This is a genomic window from Polyangium sp. 6x1 (assembly GCF_029946515.1).
In the GTDB taxonomy this organism is placed as follows: domain Bacteria; phylum Myxococcota_A; class Polyangia; order Polyangiales; family Polyangiaceae; genus Polyangium.
This window is the reverse complement of record NZ_JARZHH010000036.1, coordinates 71,723-89,203: the sequence shown is the minus strand read 5'-3', so window position 1 is coordinate 89,203 and position 17,481 is coordinate 71,723. Positions and strand designations below refer to the sequence as shown.

At 69.0% G+C, this 17,481-nt stretch carries 14 protein-coding genes; 8 read left to right on the top strand and 6 right to left on the bottom strand.

Annotation, left to right across the window (positions count from 1 at the left end; genetic code table 11):
- Positions 1–8 precede the first annotated feature (8 nt).
- Positions 9–614: a peptidylprolyl isomerase gene (locus QHF85_RS29495; protein ID WP_281330687.1), complete on the bottom strand. Its 606-nt coding sequence runs from the start codon at positions 612–614 to the stop codon at positions 9–11.
- 104 nt (positions 615–718) lie between these two features.
- Here QHF85_RS29495 and QHF85_RS29490 point away from each other — a divergent pair, with 104 nt between their 5' ends.
- The 4 genes from QHF85_RS29490 to QHF85_RS29475 are packed head-to-tail and all read left to right on the top strand — an operon-like array spanning position 719 to position 5,249.
- A complete protein-coding gene (locus tag QHF85_RS29490) occupies positions 719–2,029 on the top strand; it encodes an efflux RND transporter periplasmic adaptor subunit (protein ID WP_281330686.1) in 1,311 nt (436 codons plus the stop codon).
- Between the two features lie 12 nt (positions 2,030–2,041).
- A complete protein-coding gene (locus QHF85_RS29485) occupies positions 2,042–2,806 on the top strand; it encodes an ABC transporter ATP-binding protein (RefSeq protein ID WP_281330705.1) in 765 nt (254 codons plus the stop codon).
- Positions 2,803–4,023, top strand: a complete 1,221-nt coding sequence (locus QHF85_RS29480) for an ABC transporter permease (RefSeq protein ID WP_281330685.1) — start codon at positions 2,803–2,805, stop codon at positions 4,021–4,023. Before QHF85_RS29485 ends, QHF85_RS29480 begins: the two co-directional genes overlap by 4 nt.
- Positions 4,020–5,249 (top strand): ABC transporter permease, encoded by a 1,230-nt coding sequence (locus tag QHF85_RS29475; protein ID WP_281330684.1) that lies wholly within the window; start codon positions 4,020–4,022, stop codon positions 5,247–5,249. Before QHF85_RS29480 ends, QHF85_RS29475 begins: the two co-directional genes overlap by 4 nt.
- 128 nt (positions 5,250–5,377) lie before the next feature.
- Here QHF85_RS29475 and QHF85_RS29470 read toward each other — a convergent pair whose 3' ends face one another.
- The 4 genes from QHF85_RS29470 to QHF85_RS29455 all read right to left on the bottom strand — a co-directional run bounded on the left by QHF85_RS29470 (position 5,378) and on the right by QHF85_RS29455 (position 11,398).
- Positions 5,378–7,243 (bottom strand): S1 RNA-binding domain-containing protein, encoded by a 1,866-nt coding sequence (locus tag QHF85_RS29470; protein WP_281330683.1) that lies wholly within the window; start codon positions 7,241–7,243, stop codon positions 5,378–5,380.
- A gap of 148 nt (positions 7,244–7,391) precedes the next feature.
- The gene (locus QHF85_RS29465; RefSeq protein ID WP_281330682.1) at positions 7,392–8,501 is read right to left on the bottom strand and encodes an Mrp/NBP35 family ATP-binding protein; all 1,110 of its coding nucleotides are present in this window, start codon (positions 8,499–8,501) and stop codon (positions 7,392–7,394) included.
- Positions 8,502–8,677: 176 nt separating this feature from the next.
- Entirely contained in the window at positions 8,678–9,856 is a 1,179-nt protein-coding gene (locus QHF85_RS29460; RefSeq protein ID WP_281330681.1) for a hypothetical protein, read from the bottom strand.
- Between the two features lie 216 nt (positions 9,857–10,072).
- A complete protein-coding gene (locus QHF85_RS29455) occupies positions 10,073–11,398 on the bottom strand; it encodes a hypothetical protein (protein ID WP_281330680.1) in 1,326 nt (441 codons plus the stop codon).
- A 187-nt stretch (positions 11,399–11,585) separates the two neighbouring features.
- On the opposite strand from QHF85_RS29455, the gene QHF85_RS29450 reads away from it, so the two are divergent.
- Genes QHF85_RS29450 through QHF85_RS29440 form a run of 3 tightly spaced genes read left to right on the top strand, consistent with a single transcriptional unit; the run spans position 11,586 to position 15,004 of the window.
- Positions 11,586–12,296: a TlpA disulfide reductase family protein gene (locus QHF85_RS29450; protein ID WP_281330679.1), complete on the top strand. Its 711-nt coding sequence runs from the start codon at positions 11,586–11,588 to the stop codon at positions 12,294–12,296.
- A 58-nt stretch (positions 12,297–12,354) separates the two neighbouring features.
- Positions 12,355–12,882: a TlpA disulfide reductase family protein gene (locus QHF85_RS29445; RefSeq protein ID WP_281330678.1), complete on the top strand. Its 528-nt coding sequence runs from the start codon at positions 12,355–12,357 to the stop codon at positions 12,880–12,882.
- Positions 12,883–12,913: 31 nt separating this feature from the next.
- Positions 12,914–15,004 (top strand): DUF6029 family protein, encoded by a 2,091-nt coding sequence (locus tag QHF85_RS29440; protein WP_281330677.1) that lies wholly within the window; start codon positions 12,914–12,916, stop codon positions 15,002–15,004.
- Between the two features lie 12 nt (positions 15,005–15,016).
- Here the strand turns inward: QHF85_RS29440 and QHF85_RS29435 are convergent, their stop codons facing one another.
- Positions 15,017–16,348 carry a hypothetical protein gene (locus tag QHF85_RS29435; RefSeq protein WP_281330676.1) on the bottom strand — a complete coding sequence of 444 codons (1,332 nt, stop codon included), beginning with the start codon at positions 16,346–16,348 and terminating at the stop codon, positions 15,017–15,019.
- A gap of 190 nt (positions 16,349–16,538) precedes the next feature.
- On the opposite strand from QHF85_RS29435, the gene QHF85_RS29430 reads away from it, so the two are divergent.
- Positions 16,539–17,474 (top strand): diacylglycerol kinase family protein, encoded by a 936-nt coding sequence (locus tag QHF85_RS29430; RefSeq protein ID WP_281330675.1) that lies wholly within the window; start codon positions 16,539–16,541, stop codon positions 17,472–17,474.
- Positions 17,475–17,481 lie beyond the last annotated feature (7 nt).

Sequence of the window (17,481 nt, the reverse complement as noted above, 5' to 3'; positions counted from 1 at the left end):
CAGAAGTCTCAGCGCTTGCGCGAGAGCTGGACGAGATGTCCGCCGCCCTCGGCCGCATGGCCATGATCGTGGCCGTGATCATGGTCGTGGTCGTGGTCGTGATCGCAGCAGCCGCCGCCGTCGCCGAGGGCGCGCTCTTCGAGCTCGGCCTGCGCCTCCGCGATCTCGTCTTCGCTCGCCGCGCGCACGTCGTGCACGACGACCTCGAACCGGATCTTCTGGCCCGCGAGCGGGTGGTTCGTGTCCACGACGAACGCGTCCGGCAGCACCTCGACCACGCGCATCGCGATGGATTCGCCGTCGGGGGCCTGCGCGATGAACTCGTCGCCGGGCGTCACGTGCTCGCTGTCGGGGAAGTCGGTCTTGTCGACCTCGAAGACGCCCTCGTCGTCGTGCTCCCCGAAGGCGTCCGCGGGCTCGACGACGATCTCGCGGCGCTCGCCGGCCCGCATGCCCTCGACCGCCCGCTCGAGGCCCGGGAGGATCTGCGCATAGCCGTGGACATACTCGAGCGGCTCGCTTTCCGTCGCGCGATCGACCGTGTCTCCGTCCTCATCGAAAAGGACGTACGAGAGCGAGACGCGCGTATCGGGACCAATGGCGGGCTGGGACATGGGCCCGTGGATGTGCCACGTAGGTGCCGCCCCATCAAGCCCTGCGTAGGATCCTTCGCCACGGCCGCGCCCGGAGGCTCCCCCGTGCTATCACGGGGTCCGTCATGGCCAATCCGGGAGTGCATCTCGACGCGGGCGGACAGGCCCAGAACAACGCGGCCGAGCGGCCCGACCTGAACAAGGCGCTGTCGCGCGTCGAGGGCCGCGGAAAATGGCTCCGCTGGCTCATCATCCTGGTCGTCCTCGCCGGCGTCGTCTCCGGCGGGATGTTCTATCTGCAGAAGACGAAGCCGCCGCCGCCCGCGCGGTACGTGAGCGCCGCGCTCACGCAAGGCGACGTCTTCGAGACGATCCAGTCGACCGGGCAGATCAAGCCGGTCACCGAGGTGCAGATCGGCGCGCAGGTCTCCGGGCGCATCACGAAGGTCCACGTCGACTTCAACAGCCACGTGAAGGCCGGGGATCTGCTCGCGGAGATCGACACGCAGCTGCTCGGCGCGGAGATCGACGCGAACGCGGCGCAGGTCGCGGCCGCGAGCGCGAGCGTGAAGCGTGCCGAGGCGAACCTCGAGACGGCGAAGGTGCGGCTCGAACGGGCGCGCAAGGTGTTCAAGGAAGGCGTGGGATCCCAGGCGGATCTCGACGCCGCGCAAGGCAGCCACGACATCGCGCTCGCCGACGTCGCCGCCTCCAAGGCGCAGGTCGCGCAGCTCAGCGCGACGCTGCGGCGCTCGAACACGAACCTCGCGTTCACCAAGATCTACTCGCCCATCGAGGGCGTCGTGATCAACCGCGCGATCGATCCCGGACAAACCGTGGCCGCGAGCTTCCAGACGCCGACGCTCTTCGTGATCGCCCAGGACCTGCGCAAGATGCGCGTGCTCGCGGACATCGACGAGGCGGACGTCGGGCGCTTGAAAGAGGGCATGACGGCGGACATCCGCGTCGATGCGTTCCCCGGCGAGTCGTTCAAGGGGCTCGTGAGCCAGGTGCGCTACAGCCCCGTGAACCAGGCGGGCGTCGTGACGTACGCCGCGGTGATCGAGGTCGACAACCCCGACATCAAGCTGCGCCCCGGGATGACGGCGACGGCGACGATCCACTCGGCCGAGGCCAAGGGCATCAAGCGTCTGCCGAACGCGGCGCTGCGCTTCAAGCCCTCGCCGCCGATGACGAAGGAGGGCAAGCCGATCCCGCAGGATCCGCTCCCGTCGCTCTCCGCAGGCAAAGGGCGCATCTACGTGCTCGTCAACGAGACGCTGGGCGCCGAGCAGATCGAGATGCGCGAGGTCGACATCGGCATCACGGACGGCATCCACACAGCCCTGCGCACGGACATCGGCAACCTGAAGGTCGTGACCGAAGAGACCGACGCGGGGGCTGCAGGCGGGCGCGGCGGCCGCAGGCCGTTCTAGGCGGGGGACGTGATGAAGGACGCCCCGCCGATCATCGAGTTCGTCGAGATTCACAAGGACTACGTCACGGAGGCCGTCGTCGTGCGCGCGCTTCGCGGCGTGAACCTGACCATCCGGCGTGGCGAGTTCGTCGCGATCATCGGGCAGAGCGGATCGGGCAAGAGCACGATGATGAACATCATCGGCTGCCTCGATCGTCCGACGCGCGGCAAATACATCCTCGACGGGATCGACGTGGGCTCGCGGAGCAACGACGCGCGCGCCATCGTGCGAAACCACCTCATCGGCTTCGTGTTCCAGGGCTTCAATCTGCTGCCCCGCACGACCGCGCTGGAGAACGTCGAGCTGCCCCTCGTGTACCGAGGCGTCGCCGCCGCGGAGCGAAGGAAGCGCGCGCTCGCCTCGCTCAGCGCCGTCGGCCTCGGCGCGCGCCTGCACCACACGCCGAACCAGCTCTCCGGCGGTCAGCAGCAGCGCGTCGCGATCGCGCGCGCCCTCGTGACGCAGCCGCCGCTCCTGCTCGCCGACGAGCCGACGGGCAACCTCGATACCCGCACGAGCTACGAGGTGCTCGATCTCTTGCAGCGGCTGAACCGCGAGCAGGGCATCACGATCGTGCTCGTCACGCACGAGCGCGACATCGCCGACTGCGCGGGGCGCGTGATCGAGATGCGCGACGGCTCGGTGCGGCGCGACATCGTGAACGAGAGGCCGACGGACGCGGGGCGCGCGCTCGCGGAGCTGCCGGTCCAGGATGAGCACGGAGCCGCTTCGTGACGGCGATCCTCGCCGCGATCCGGCTCGCGCTGCGCGCCATCGTGCGCTCCAAGTTGCGCTCGAGCCTGACGGTCCTCGGCATCCTCATCGGCGTCGCGGCCGTCGTGATCGTGGTCGCGCTCGGCACGGGCGTGCAGGCGCAGGTCGTCGGGCAGATCTCGAACCTCGGCGCGAACGTCATCTTCATCTTCCCGCAGTCCACGCAGACCTCGGGCGTACGCAAGGACGACGTCAATCGCCTCACGGAGGCCGACGGTCGCGCGCTCATGGCGGAGGCGACGAGCATCGCGAACATCGCGCCCTTCAGCGCCACGGGAGCGCAGGTGATCGCGGGCGATCGCAACGCCGTGACGCAGGTGATGGGCGTGTCGCGCAGCTACTTCCCGGTGCGCGGTTTCTCCGTGGACAAGGGCCAGATGTTCACGGAGTCGGAGGAGCTGCTCAAAGCCAAGGTCGTGATCGTCGGCGAGACCGTGCGCGAAAAACTCTTCGGCACCGGAGATCCGATCGGGCAGTACGTGCGCATCGGCCGCTATCCGTACCGCGTCGTCGGTCTGCTCGCGAAGAAAGGGCAGTCGCCTTTCGGCGAGGATCAAGACGATCGCGTGCTCATGCCCATCGGCAGCTTCCGCGCGCGCGTGGTGCCGAGCCCGCCGGGGCGCGTGCAGCAGCTCATCGCCTCCGCGACGGACGAGCGGACCGTCGATCGCGCGGTCGCGCAGATCGACGCGATCCTCCGGCAGAGGCACGGGATCGCGCCTGATCAGGATCCGGATTTCGGCATCCGCACGCAGGCCGAGTTCCGCAAATCCTCGGAGGAGATCGTGGGCACGTTGACCGCGCTCCTCTCGTCGATCGCCGCCGTCTCGCTGCTCGTCGGCGGGATCGGCGTGATGAACATCATGCTCGTCAGCGTGACCGAGCGGACGCGAGAGATCGGCATCCGCATGGCGATTGGCGCTTCGGCGGCGGACATCATGACGCAGTTCCTCGTCGAGGCGATCGTGCTCAGCGTGATCGGCGGCGTGTTCGGGCTCGGCATCGGCGCGGGCGTGATCAAGCTGATCGGCGGCGCGCTCGGGTGGTCGCTGCAGCTACCGATCCCCGCGGTCGTCGCCGCGATGGGGACGAGCGCGGTGATCGGGATCGTGTTCGGGTTCTTCCCCGCGAGGAGGGCGGCGCTGATGGATCCCATCGTCGCGCTGCGGCAAGAGTGATCGGCCTCTCGCGTATCTTCTCCGCAATCGCGATCGCGCTGCGGGCAGTCCTGCGCAACAAGCTGCGCGCGGCGCTCACGGTCCTCGGCATCACGATCGGCATCGCCGCCGTCGTCACGATGACCGCGCTCGGCGACGGCGCGCGCTCCAAGATCAACGGACAGATCACGAACCTCGGCTCGAACGCGTTGATCGTCTTTCCGCAGTCGGCGCGGGCTTCGGGCGCACGCACGACGGGAGGCTCGAAGCTCTCGGAGTCGGACTGTCAGGCGCTCGAACGCGAGTCGACGAGCATCAAGGCCGCCGTGCCGTTCCTGCGTGCGTCGGCGCAGGTCGTCTACGAAGGGCAGAACGCGAAGGTCGAGGTGATCGGCTCGCGCATCGCGTACCTGCAGGTGCGCAACTGGAACCTCCAGAGCGGCGAGCCGTGGACGACGTCGGCCGAGAACGTCTCCGAGAAGATCGCGGTCATCGGCGCCGGGACGGCGAAGGAGCTCTTCGGCAAGGCCGATCCCGTGGGCCGATGGATCCGGATCGGCCGGCATCCGTACCGCGTGCTCGGCGTGCTCGAAGAGAAGGGCCCTTCGCCGTTCGGTCGGAGCCAGGACGACGTCGTGATCATGCCGATCACCACGATGCGATCCCACGTGCGCTTCACGCGGCCGGGCGAGACGGACGCCATCATGATGAGCGCCACGAGCCCGGAGACGACCGACCGCGCGAAGAAGCAAGCCGAGGAGATCCTCCGCCAGCGGCACCACATTCGCGAGGGAGAGGAGGACGACTTCCTCATCCGCTCGCAGGCCGAGTTCCAGCAGATGCAGGACAACATCTACGGCGTCCTGTCGCTGCTGCTCGTCGGGATCGCGGCCGTGTCGCTCGTCGTCGGCGGCATCGGCGTCATGAACATCATGCTCGTCAGCGTGACGGAGCGGACGCGCGAGATCGGCATCCGCATGGCGATCGGCGCGCGCGAGATGGACATCCTCGTGCAGTTCCTCGTCGAGTCGCTCGTGCTCGCGACGCTCGGCGGGGTCGTGGGGACGACGATCGGCTACGCCGCGATCGTCGGTCTCGGCGCGGCGCTCGATCTGCCGATGAAGCTCGCGCCCCAGGCGCTCGCCGTCGCGCTCGGGACGAGCACGGCGATCGGGCTCGTCTTCGGGTTTTTCCCGGCGCGGAGGGCCGCGCGCATGGACCCGGTGCAGGCGCTCGGCCGCGAGTGAAATGATTTGACCCCAAAAGGCCACGCGCCCCGGGCCTTTCGGCCGTGGGGCGCGCGATCGTTCAGCTCCTAGGTCGGGGGGTTTGGGGGCGCAGCTCTGCTTGCCAGAGCGGAGCCCCCAAGCGTCGACTAGTGGCTCGATTGGCTCTTCTTCATGAGGTCGGCGAACGTGCCGAACTTCGCCTCGCGGGCGACGCCGGCGCGGTACGACTGGTAGGCCTGCTTCTCGGCGTCCTCCTTGAGGGCGCGGATCGAGAGCTTCGCCTCGCCGCGGCGCGGGTCGACCTCGAGCACCTTCGCGTCGAACTTCGTGCCCACGGGGAACTCCTTGCGGAGATCGGTGCCGCGCGCCGTGCCCGTGTGGCCCGCCGGGATGAAGCCGCGCGCCGCGCGACCGGTGACGCCGAGGATGCGGACCGAGAGGCCTCCCTCGACGGCCTGCACGACGGCGACCTTCACGGCCTTGTACTGCTGCACGCGCTGACGCGGCTCTTCCTCCTCGCCGCTCGGCGGCGCGGGGTGCAGGCCGATCTTGTGCGCGCCCGGATCGCAGCTCGCGACCACGACGTCGATCTCGTCGCCGACCTTCACCACCTCGCTCGGGTGCTCGATCTGCTTGAACGAGATGTCCGCCGTGTGGCAGAGGCCGTCGATCCCGGGCTCGAGCTCGATGAACGCGCCGAACGGCTGCAGGCGCGCGATCTTGCCCTTGTGCTTCGTGCCGACCGCGTACTTCTCCTTCACCGTGTCCCACGGATCCGCGGTCGTGGCCTTGTGGCTGAGCCACAGCTTGCCCTTGTCGTCGATGCGGATGATCTTGACGTCGATCTCCGCGCCGGGACGGAAGAGGTCGTTCAGGCGCGCGCTGCGATCGTGGCTCGCCTCGGTCATGTGGATGAGGCCCTCGACGCCGCCCGCCTCGGGCAGCGCGACGAAGACGCCCCACTGCACGACCTTGCGCACGATGCCCTTGTGCACGCTGCCGGGCGTGACCTTGCTCAGCGCCTCGGTGCGGACGCGGCGCGCGTCCTCCTCGAGCATGCGCTTGCGCGAGACCACGATGTCCCGGCCCTTCTTCGCGTACTGCGCGACCACGAAGTCGAGCCTCTGACCGACGAGGTGCGAGAGGTCCGCGCCGTGGCGCAGGTCCACGTGCGAGGCCGGCGCGAACGCGCGCAGGCCGCCGAGATCGACCTCGAGGCCGCCCTTCACCGCGCCCGTCACGAAGCCGAAGACCGGCTCGCCGCTCTGCGACGCCGCCTCGAGCTGCTTCTTCAGCTCGTCGAGCGGCTTCGGCTGCCCCTTGCAGAGCACCAGCATGCCGCCGCGAACGCCCGTGCTTTGCACGCTCGCGATGAACTGATCGCCCTCGGCCGGCACTTCCTCGTCGCCGAGCTCTGCCCGATCGAAGAGGCCCGTCGCCTTGCCTGCGATGTCGATCCAGATCGCCTGGTCCGTCACCTTGCAGACCTTGCCGAAGACCTCTTCGCCGACGCTGAACGCAGGACGCTCGCGCTGGGCCGCAGCCGCCGCAGCGGCCTGTTTGTCCTTGCGACGATCCTTGCGCTTGCCTTGCGCCGCTTCGCCTCCGGCCTGGGCCTCGGAAGCCTCGCCGGCCTCCGCTTCCTCGCCGTCCGCGTCTTCGTCGCCTTCGCTCGCCTCGGCGCCTTCGACCCCGCCCTCTGCCGCCGGACCTTGCGCGCCCGGAGGACCCTTGCGCTTCCTGCGGCGCTTGCGCTTCTTCGCGTCGCCGCCCGGACCCTCGGCCGTCGCCGCAGGGCTCGCCTGCGGCCTTCCGCCGGGACCAGGCAAGCGGTTGCCGATGTCGTCTCCCGGCTGCTCGTCCTCCCACTCTTCGCGGGAGGGAGCGGCGGTGGACGAGGCGGCCTGGGCCTCGGTGCTCGCCTCGGGCTTCTGATTCTGCGGCTGCGCCTCGGGCGCCGCGGCGTCCGTTTGGACCTCTGCCGCCTCGGTGTTGTTGTTGTCCGTGTTCATCCGGGATCTCGGGCCGCGCTCGCGGCGCGCATCGTCGGGGGACGACCTTCGCGCATACGCGTAGCTCGGAAGGGGACGGAAAACATAACGTACCTCGCGCACAGGCGCGAGGTCTCTGCGCACAGCGCTCGAACTTCGAGACGCTTTTTCAACGTACGATGGGTAAAAACCGCTGCTGGCCGCCGCTTCGGTCGATGCGGAGGGAGCCGCCGCGACCGAGGTCGTGCACGCTCACCTTGGCCGCCAGCCGCTGCGCCACCTCGAGGAAGGCGCGACCCACCGAACTATCGGGCGCTGCTTGCACGACGGGCGTGCCCGCGTCGCCCCACTCCCGCACCGAAGGATCGAGCGGGATCTGACCGAGCAGCGGGGCGCCCGCGAACTCGGCGATCTTCTGACCGCCGCCCGAGCCGAAAAGCTCGTGACGCGCGGAGCAACCGTCACAGATGAAATAACTCTCGTTCTCGACGACGCCGAGGATGGGGATGCCCACTTTTTGGGCCATCGAGACCGATTTGTAAACGTCCTGGAGCGCGACTTCCTGCGGCGTCGTCACGACGACGGCGCCCGTGGTGCGCAGCTTTTGCGAGATCGTGAGCACGATGTCGCCCGTGCCGGGGGGCAGGTCGAGGATGAGGTAGTCGAGCGTGCCCCAGTCGACGTCTTTCATGAACTGGAGCAGCGCGTTCTGGATCATCGGCCCGCGCCAGACGACGGCTTGACGCGCGTCCTCCAGCAAGAAGCCGATCGACATGAGCTTCACGCCGAAGCGCTCGAGCGGCAGGAAGTGCTGGCCGTCGGACGAGGTCGGTCGGCCCATCACGCCGAGCATCGTGGGCACGCTCGGCCCGTACATGTCCGCGTCGAGCAGGCCCACGCGGCAGCCGAGTCGGTTCAGCGCGAGCGTCAGGTTCGCGGCGACCGTGCTCTTTCCGACGCCGCCCTTGCCGCTCATCACGAGCACGATGTTCTTCACGCCCGGGCAAGGATCGTCGGCCATGATGTTGCGCTCGGGAACGTTCGAGCTCCAACGAATCGACACGTTCGCCGCGCCCGCGGCCTTGAGCGCCGCCGTCACGTCGTCCTGGATCCGCGCCTTGTACGGGCACGCGGGTGTCGTGAGCGTGACGCCCACGGTGACGTCGTCGCCCTCGACGGCGACGTCGCCCAGCATGCCGATGTCGGTGAGGGGGCGAGACAGCTCGGGGTCCTCGACCTTTGCGAGCGCGTTTTTCGCGGATTCGACCGTGATTGCCATGATTTCCTTCGGGGCAGGCGCGGGGCAGCCGGTCTGTTAGGACCAGCCAAGGGTGTCGTCAACCCGTTCCGCGGTCGTCGGGGCGCGCTGCCGCCAAGAAAAACGGCCAGGGCGAAACAAAAAGAAAACGCGCCGCTCGGCACGACGGGCGGCCGAGCGGCGCGTCGATCAGGCGCTCAGTTGACGGAGCCGGCAGCCTTGCCGCCGATGCTGGCGCTGGCCTCGACGGAGACCTGCACCTCGACGCTCGCGTTGAGCGCGGCGCTCGCGGCCGTCGTCGCGCAGACGAGGGCCTTGCCGCTCGACGTGAGCGCGCCCTTCAGGTTCCCGCCGACCTCGACGAGGACCTTGCCGGCGTCGAGCGCGGCCTGACCACGCGTGATGCCGGTCTCGATGAGCCGCGGCAGGTGCTGCTCGAGCGCGGTGGCGAGCGCCTCGAGATCGGCGGTGGCGCCGGCCGAGAGCTCGATCGTGACCTTGGGCGGCGTGCACGACGCCTCGGCCTGGATCTCGGCGTTGCAGCTCGCCTGGCAGTCGGCGTCGAGCTCGCACTCGGGCGGCGTGATCTTGCCCTCGCAGTGCGGGGCCTGGAAGTCGACGGAGCACTCGCCGCGGCAGGTGCCGTCGCACTGCACCGAGGCGTTCGCGTCGAGCTCGCACGCGCCCGAGCAGGTGCCCTCGCACGTGCCGTCGCAGCGGCCGTTGCAGTTGTTCGCGTCGCCCGAGGAGCACTGGCCGTCACACTTGCCGTTGCAGACCGCGCTGCACGAGCCGCGGCACTCGACCGTCGCGCCGACGTCGGCCGTGCAGGCGCCCGTGCACTCGGCCGTGCACTTGCCCGCGAGCTTGCCGGGCTCGCACTTGGCTTCGAGCTGCGCCGGCGTGCACTTGGCGTCCACGTCGCAGCGCGCGTTGCACTCGGCGGCCGCGTCGAGGCTCGCCTCGCACTTGCCGCCCTCGACGAGCGCGACGAGCTCCACCTGCGCGTTCGCCTTGATCACCTCGTCGAAGCCGAGCTGCGCCTCGGCGCAGACGGCCTCGAGGCGCTTCGCGCCTTCCATGGAGGACCACTTCGTGGCGTCGCGCTTGGTCGCCGTGGCGATGCCCTCGCAGGCCGTGGTGACGTCGGCGATCATCTGATCGGCGAGGGTGATGAACGAGCCCGAGGCGGTCATGAACGACTTCACGCGGAAGTCGATGTCGAGGTCCGCGCCCCACCGCGCGTCGGCCCGGAACTCGTCGCAGCCGTCGACGATGTCGGCGACGTCGCTGCAACCGATGCCCGCGGTGATGCCGACTCCGAGCACGAAGGCGGGCGCGGCGACGAGGCGGATCCACTTATTTTTCTGCGTCATGTGAAGCTCTCCTTGTTGAAGAAGTGATGGGTACGTTGAAGCGCACGTGCACCTTTTGCGCCATGCGAAGTGCGACGTGAGCACCCTCCCGTCCATTCCCCGATGTCCTTGCGTATTTCCCGGATCACGGAGGGAGGGTGCGAAAGCTACGTGCCGCGCGTGGCGAAAACCTTTGCGCAGCAAGGGTCCATCGCGACCCGAAGAGACCAGCGTGTCTTACCAGCAGCTCGCCTCGCCGCCCTGATTCGGGTTCGCCGGGTTGGCGAGCGTGTAGGGGAGGAGCTGGCACTTCTGGTAGTTCTGCGAGCCCGGCGTGAGGTCGCACTCGGCGTGCTTGCCGCTCGGCGAGAGCGGGCAGTCGTCGTTCGACATGCAGGCCGCGCCCGAGGTGCCGAGATCGACGCAGCCGCGGCTTCCGTCGGTGGCCTGGAGGCAAACGGAGAGGCCGGTGAGCGGGCCGCAGTCCTGGTCGTTCACGCAGGGCTCGCAGTACTTGCCCTCGCCGACGCAGGCGCCGAAGCGGTGGAAGCACGCCTTCGGCCCGTCCGGCGCGGCGTCGCTCACGGGCTTGCACTCGAACGCGCGCCCGCAGTCGGAGTCCTTCACGCACTCGGAGGCGCAGCGCTTCGTGCTGTCGTTCGGGAGCGAGATGCAGTGGCTGTTCGGGACCTGGGAACAGTCGAGGTCACTGTTGCACGGGGCGCACGTGTCGCGCTGGATGCACGTCTTCCGGAGTACACAGAGCTGGCCCTCGAACATCGTGTTGCCCTGCCCGAGCGAGCTCGGCTCGATGCACGGGTCGTTCGACTCTCCGCAGAGGCCGTTGTTGCCCTTGGACGGATTCATGCTGCCGCAGAGCGCGCGCGACTCGCGGGTCGTGCCGCAGTAGAAGCCGCCGGGGCACTCGTCGTCGGCCTTGCAGTCTTGCTTGGTGCAGAAAGCATCGGCGTCACCCTCAGCGGCCGAGAGGCAGGAGAGCGGGGCTGTGCACTCGCCCGGCGCGCACGTGAGCACGGTGCAGGGCGTGTCGTCGGGGCATTTCCCGACGAGGCAGTTGGCGCGCCCGTAGCAGAAGTCGATGTCGAGCTTGCAGGTGTCAGGCGCGCCGCCGCACTGATCGAGGAAGCAAGGCGAGCCCGTCTGCGGGCAGGAGAGGGTCTTGCTGCACTCGTCGCCGAACGGACATTTGAAGCCGAATCCGAAAGGCTTCTGGTTCGGCTGGCACGTGAGGATTTCGCGCTTCGTGTCGTCCTCGACCGCGGGCGCGCAGTCCTGGGTGCCGTCGGGCAAGCAATCGACGTGCCCGGCGCACTCGAGGACGCAGCGGTTCCCCACGCACGTGTTGCCGGGCAGGCACGACTCAGGCGTGCACTTTCCCTCGCATACGCCATCCGCGGTCACAAAGCCGCCGAAGCAGAACGGCACCGGATCCTCCCCAGAGCAGGCGCCGAGCGCGCCACCAAAAAGGAGCGAGAGGAGCGAGAGGGCCGCGGCAAAGCCAAGGCGCGGCTGCCGGGGACGGAGAACGTGAGAATGCTGCATGATGACCTCGAAACCTCGGAGGCCGTCCCTCCGTGGATGTGGGTATGCATGGGACGGTGCCGTGTTCCACGCATCTTGCCTGGGTACGGATCCGGTCCGGGCGAGGCCTTTTGCAAGGAGGGTGCTTGACGCCCTGAACCCCCGCGAGGACCATTCCGACCTACCTCATTCCAGGCGCGGTGGCATCATGCGAAACGACGTGCTCTTTCGGTGCTTGGTTCTCGGTCTGACGGCAGCTTTCGGTTTGATCGGCTGCGGCAGTGACGAGGGCGATGGCAACGTGACACCGGGGTTCCCGGATCAAACGGGACAACTCCCGCGTGGATCGTGGGCGCTTCCGTATCCCGCGGGTCCTTTTGGCATCAGCAAGGGCTCGATAGCGCAGAATTACGAGCTGATCGGTTTTCCGAACGCGAAGGAAAATATCGGCGACGGCGTGCGATTCATCTCCTTCGCCGAGTTCTACAATCCGACGGGCGACGAGGTTTTTCCGGAAAACTCCGTGTTCCCCGCGGGCACGCCGAAGCCGAAGGCGCTCGCGATCATCATCTCCGCTTCGTGGTGCGGCCCTTGTCAGTACGAGGCGGCCGAGGTCCTTCCGGGCCTGCGCGCGAAGTACAACCCGACGGGTGGCGAGTTCCTGCTCGCGCTCGCGGAGGGAATCTCCGGCTCGCCGGCGACGCCCGACGACCTGACGAAGTGGGTGAAGAAGTTCGCCATCGACTACCCGTCGGTGACCGATCCGGGCGGCAAGCTCGCGGCGCTCTGGGAGAGCGATTCGTTCCCGGCGAACATCATCATCAACACGCGGACGATGGAGATCGTTCAGACCTACGCAGGTCCGCCTCCCACGACGTACTGGAAGACCTTCGAGAAAGTCATCGCAGGGACGTTGTAGGCGTATCGCCGCCTTTTGCGCGCGTGCCGCTCCTGCCCGTTTGCGGCATGATGCGCGGATGAACGCGCGAAAAGCTCATGTCCTCGGCGCCGCGATCGCCGGCCTTCTCCTCAGCTCGTGTGGCGGCGAAATGCCCAGCGCGAAGGCCGGCGGCGGCGCCACGGCGCCCGACTTCACGTTGCCGTCGCTCGACGGCAAGCAAGTCCGGCTCTCGGACTACAAGGGCAACAGCGTGGTCCTGATCGACTTCTGGTCGACCACCTGCGACCCCTGCATGATCGAGATGCCGCACCTCGTCGACCTCTACAAGAAGCACAAGGATCGCGGGTTCGTCGTGCTCGCCGTCTCGGCCGACGGGCCGGAGTCGCGCGCGCAGGTGAGCAGCGTGGTGCGCTCGAAGGACATGGTTTTCCCCGTCCTGCTCGACGAGGAGACCGTCGTGACGGCCCGCTACAACCCGAAGCGCGAGCTGCCCTTCACGGTGCTGATCAGCAAGGACGGTTCGATCGTGCACAAGCGTGGCGGATACACCGCGGGTGACGAGAAAACGCTCGCCGTCGAGGTCGAGAAGGCCCTCGCGGAGTGATCGGGCGCCCCGCCATGGTAGAAGGCCCCGCGTGAGCTTTTCCTCGCGCCGGGCCGCTGCCGCGCTGGCCGTCACCCTCGGAAGCCTCGCGATCGCGCCCGCGGCGAGCGCGCTCGACCTGCCTGGGCCGGCCGGTGAGCCGATCGGGCTCGACGTCACCAACACCACGGTCGTCGACTACCGCTGGGACAACCGCAACAACGATCCAAGGGCGTTCAACCCGCGGCCGATCGTCGATGACGACTACGGCGAGTGGATCAACCGCCTGAACGTGCAGGCGACGTGGTGGCGCTTCCGCGTCGGCGTGCGGCTCGACTCGGCGCTCTACTACCTGACGACGACGCGGAGCGAGGCGCAGGTGATCGCGCAGCGCCAGATCGACGCGGTGAAGCAGGCGGATCCGAACGCCCAGGTGCCGCAGACGCTCGACTACGCGAACCGCTTCTACAACGAGCTGAACACGCGGTTTCTGAACAGCGTGTACCCGGCCAAACTCTACCTCGGGTACAACCAGCCGGGGCTCGACGTCACGATCGGCGATTTCTACGCGCAGCTCGGCCGCGGCCTCGTGCTCAGCGTGCGCAAGATCGACGAGCTCGCGATCGACACGACGATCCGCGGCGGCAAGGTCGTCTTCGACAAGAAGCTCGGCCCGGCGCGGATCGGCGCGACGCTGCTCGCGGGGCAGATGAACCCGTTGCGCTTCGACGAGGTGAGCGGCCGGCGCCTACACGGCGCAGGATCGCCCTTGTTTTTCGGCTTTCCGGACGCGAAGCCCGCGACGACGTACGCCATCAACGGGCGCCCCATCGTGGCCGAGCCGAGGCCGAGCTACCTCGAAGACACGATCTTCGGCGGCCGCGTCGAGGGCGGGATCGACGCCGTCCAGTTCGCCGCGAACGCGTCGGTGCTGATGCGCAAATCCTTCACCGAGGAGAACCTCGCGTGCAAGAACGCCTGCCCGACGGGCGATTCGACGTGCGTGGACCACTGCTACGCGCAGTTCCCCGAGTTCACGGTCCTGCCGGGAGGCCGCTCGCACAACCAGATCCGCACGTTCAGCGGGTCTGTGAACGTGCCGTCGCTCGCGGGGATCGGCGACCTCTACGTGGAGGTCGCGGGGCAGCAGCTCCGGGACGGTCACGTGGGCGCGATCGACGCGCAAGGCGTGGCGACGGAGCGACAGGCGGACGTGTCGGGCTACGCGGTGTACGCGAACGCGAACTTCGGCCTCGGGAAGCTGCAACTTTCCTTGGAGGCCAAACATAACCGGAAGTTCTTCCCGCTCGGCTCGAACATCGACGTGACGACGCCCGGCTACAGCGCGCCCGAGTACAGCGTCGTCGCGTACAGCGCGCCGCCGACCGCGGAGCCGATTTACATCGAGCCGATCGAGTCGCCGAACGTGTGCATGACCGGCGGTCGCGCGACCGCGAACTTCAAGTACGACGATCACACGTCCGTGTACGGCTGGCTCGGTCGTTACCGGAGCTGGACCGAGGTGCCCACGAACGACCTCTGTCAGTCGATGGACGACCAGTTCCGCACGGACACGTGGGACACGGCCGTGGGCATCGACATGAGCCGCGAGCAGGGCAAGTCGCACGCGCGGGCCTGGATCGGCGCGCGCATCGCGGAGCGCGCGGTGCCCACGCTCGGCACGCGGGCGCCGGGCGAGACGGACGTCCTCTATTACGAGGGCTACATCCGCTACGACCTCGTCAAGCACCTGAAGGGCCCGTTTTCGTTGCAGCTCCAAGGGTTTCACCGGAACCGCTACCTGCCGGCGACGCACGGGCGGGTGTGGAACGAGGGCGAGAACTACACGGCGCTCCACTGGTCGCCGCACCTCTCGGCGGTCTTCGGCTACGAGTACTCGACGCGGCCCGGCTGCCAGCCCGAGCTCGCCGGCGAGGACGAGTTCAAGGTGGTGCTCTGCCACTACCTGAGCGGCGGTCTCACGTACCGATCGGGCAGCACGGACTCGTGGGCCTCGCGGCTCGTGAACACCGTGAACCTGTTCGTCGGACAGCGGCGCGGCGCGATCCGCTGCGTCTCCGGCGTCTGCCGCCTCTTCCCGCCCTTCGAGGGCGCGCGGCTCGAGGTCGTTTCGCGGTTCTAGCGCAACAAACCGCTACTTCGCGCGGAGCATCGCGCAAGCGACGCCCGTGCGCACGCGCGGGTCCGCGTCGACCGCGAGCAGCGCGGCCCGCCCGAGCTCGCCGAGCGCCACGAGCGACGTGCCCGCGACCTTGCGCGCCTGCTCGCTCTTCGAGCGCGCGTCCTCCGTGAGGAGCGGGAGCACCTCGCGCGCGCCCGCCCGCGCGAGCGCGGCCTTCGCGAGCAGCGCGCGCATGCCTTTGCCCTTCGCGATGCCGAGGAGCTTTTGCGTGATCTCCGCGCGCTCCTTGGGCTTGGCGCCTTCACCTTCGGCCGGCGCCATCTCCAGGCCGCGGCCGAGCGCCGCGATCGCGACGTCCTCGTCCGTGTCGCCGCGCGCCTTCACGAGCGCCTCGCGCACGCTCGGCGTATCGAGCGTCGCCGCGTGGATCGCGAACACCCGCTCGCGCGTCGAGCCCACCTCGATCGACCGAGCGAGCACGCCCGCGGCGTCCTCCGCGCCCGGCCCCGGCTGACGGACGAGCACGGCCGCCGCTGCGATCTGCGGCAAGCCTCGCTCGACCTGCGCGACGCGCGCGAGCTGCGCGCGCCCGCCCGCGTCCAGCGCGCGGGACGAGGCCCACGCGCCCACGATCGCGACCCGCTCGTCCTCGTCGGCCTTCACGAAGAGATCCTTCAGCGCGAGCACGACGCGCTCGCCGCCGAGGTTGCCGACCGCGTCGATCGCCTGCAAACGCGCGGGCGGGTGCGGATCGAGCCGCGCCGCTTCGAGCAGCGCCTCGGTGTCGTTCGGATCGAACGCGTCGAACGAGGCCTTGAGGGCCGCGAGGCGCACGGCCTGATCACCATGAGCGAACAGGCTCCTCCGCTGCGCGCCGTCCGCGTACGCGACGAGCCCACGCGCCTCCACCGCGCGCCACGCGCCCGACGCGCCCTTCGATGCGAGCGCTGCGCGCGCCGCCGCCGCGAGATCGTCGCGGTCCCACAGGCGCGCGTCGAAGCGGATCAGCGCTGCGATCGCTGCGACCTCATCGCTGCCTGCGGCGCGCGCTTCGAGCACGTCGTCGAGCCCTTCGGCGCACGACGGCAGCTCCTTCAGCTTGCTCACGCCCGCGTCCCCCTTCGCGGCCTTCACCTCTTGTTCGAGCACCACGCGCGCGATGCGACGCGCTTCGCCTTCATCGACAGCGTCCTGCGCGGGATCACTCGCGAGCGCGCGCCGCGCTCCGCCGAGATCGCCTTGCTCCGCGGCGCGCAGGGCCGGGCCTCCGCCGCAGCCTGCGGCGAGAGCGAGGACGAGGAGACTTCCAAGGGCGCGCGGGAATTTCGTGCGGCGAGCGATCATCGGGCGTTCCTTTCGAGCTACCTGACCTCGCCCCGACTCGCAAAGCCTTCCGTGGCCCGCGCGCGCTCGACCCTTTCCCCCGCGCCTCCGGTGCGTCACCCTGCGCGCTTCGGGCAGCTCTTTGTCTCCCGATCGCGCCCATCGCGTCCGCTCCCCTACAGGCCTCGGCGTCGCCGAGGGCCGTCCGTTCATGCGTTTCGACGTCATCGCCAACATCACGGCTCGCCTCTACCGACGAAGGCCCTCGCTCCTCGACGAGATGAAGCGCGTCTCCGCGGGCGTCGCCGAGGTTCACCCCACGACGCACGTCGACGAGCTCGACGCCGTCTGCGCGCGGATCGCGGCGCGCGGCACGGACCTCGTGGTCCTCTCCGGCGGCGACGGCAGCTTCATGGCCGGCGTCACGGCGCTCGCGCGGGCCTTCGGCGAGAGCTCGCTCCCGCGCCTCGCGCTCCTGCCCGGCGGCACTGTCGCCACCGTCGCGCGGAACTTCGGCATGCAGGGAGATCCCGCGCGGCTGCTCGCGCGGCTCTTCGCCTCCCGCGCGCTCGCCTCGCGCCAGAGGGCCACGCTGCGGGTGCGCGAGGCGCGCGAGGGCGCGACGACGACGCGCATCGGCTTCATCTTCGGCACGGGCCTCGTCGCGCGCTTCTTCGACATCTACTACGCGGACGGCGCGGGCGGGTACGGGGGCGCGGCGCGGATCGCCGGCCGGATCTTCGTCGAGTCGTTCGTCGACGGCCCGTACGCGCGACAGGTGCTCACGCCCATGCCGTGCACGATCGAGGTCGACGGCAAGCGCCTCGCATCCGATCGCTGGTCGCTCGTGTGCGCCTCCGTCGTGCGTGACCTCGGCCTCGGCATGCGCGTCAACTACCGCGCGGGCGAGGACCTCGATCGCCCGCACCTCGTCGCGAGCCCTCTGTCTCCACGCTCGCTCGGCCCACGCGCGCCGCTCGTCCTGCTCGGCAAGTCGATCGGCGGCGCGGGCTCCTTCGATGATCTCGCGCGCTCGTTCGTCGTGCGTTTCTCCCCCGAGGGACCCTACGTGCTCGACGGCGACGTGCTGCGCGCCTCGGAGGTCACGGTCTCCGCGGGCCCGCCCATCGACGTCGTCACGCTCTGATCCGCGT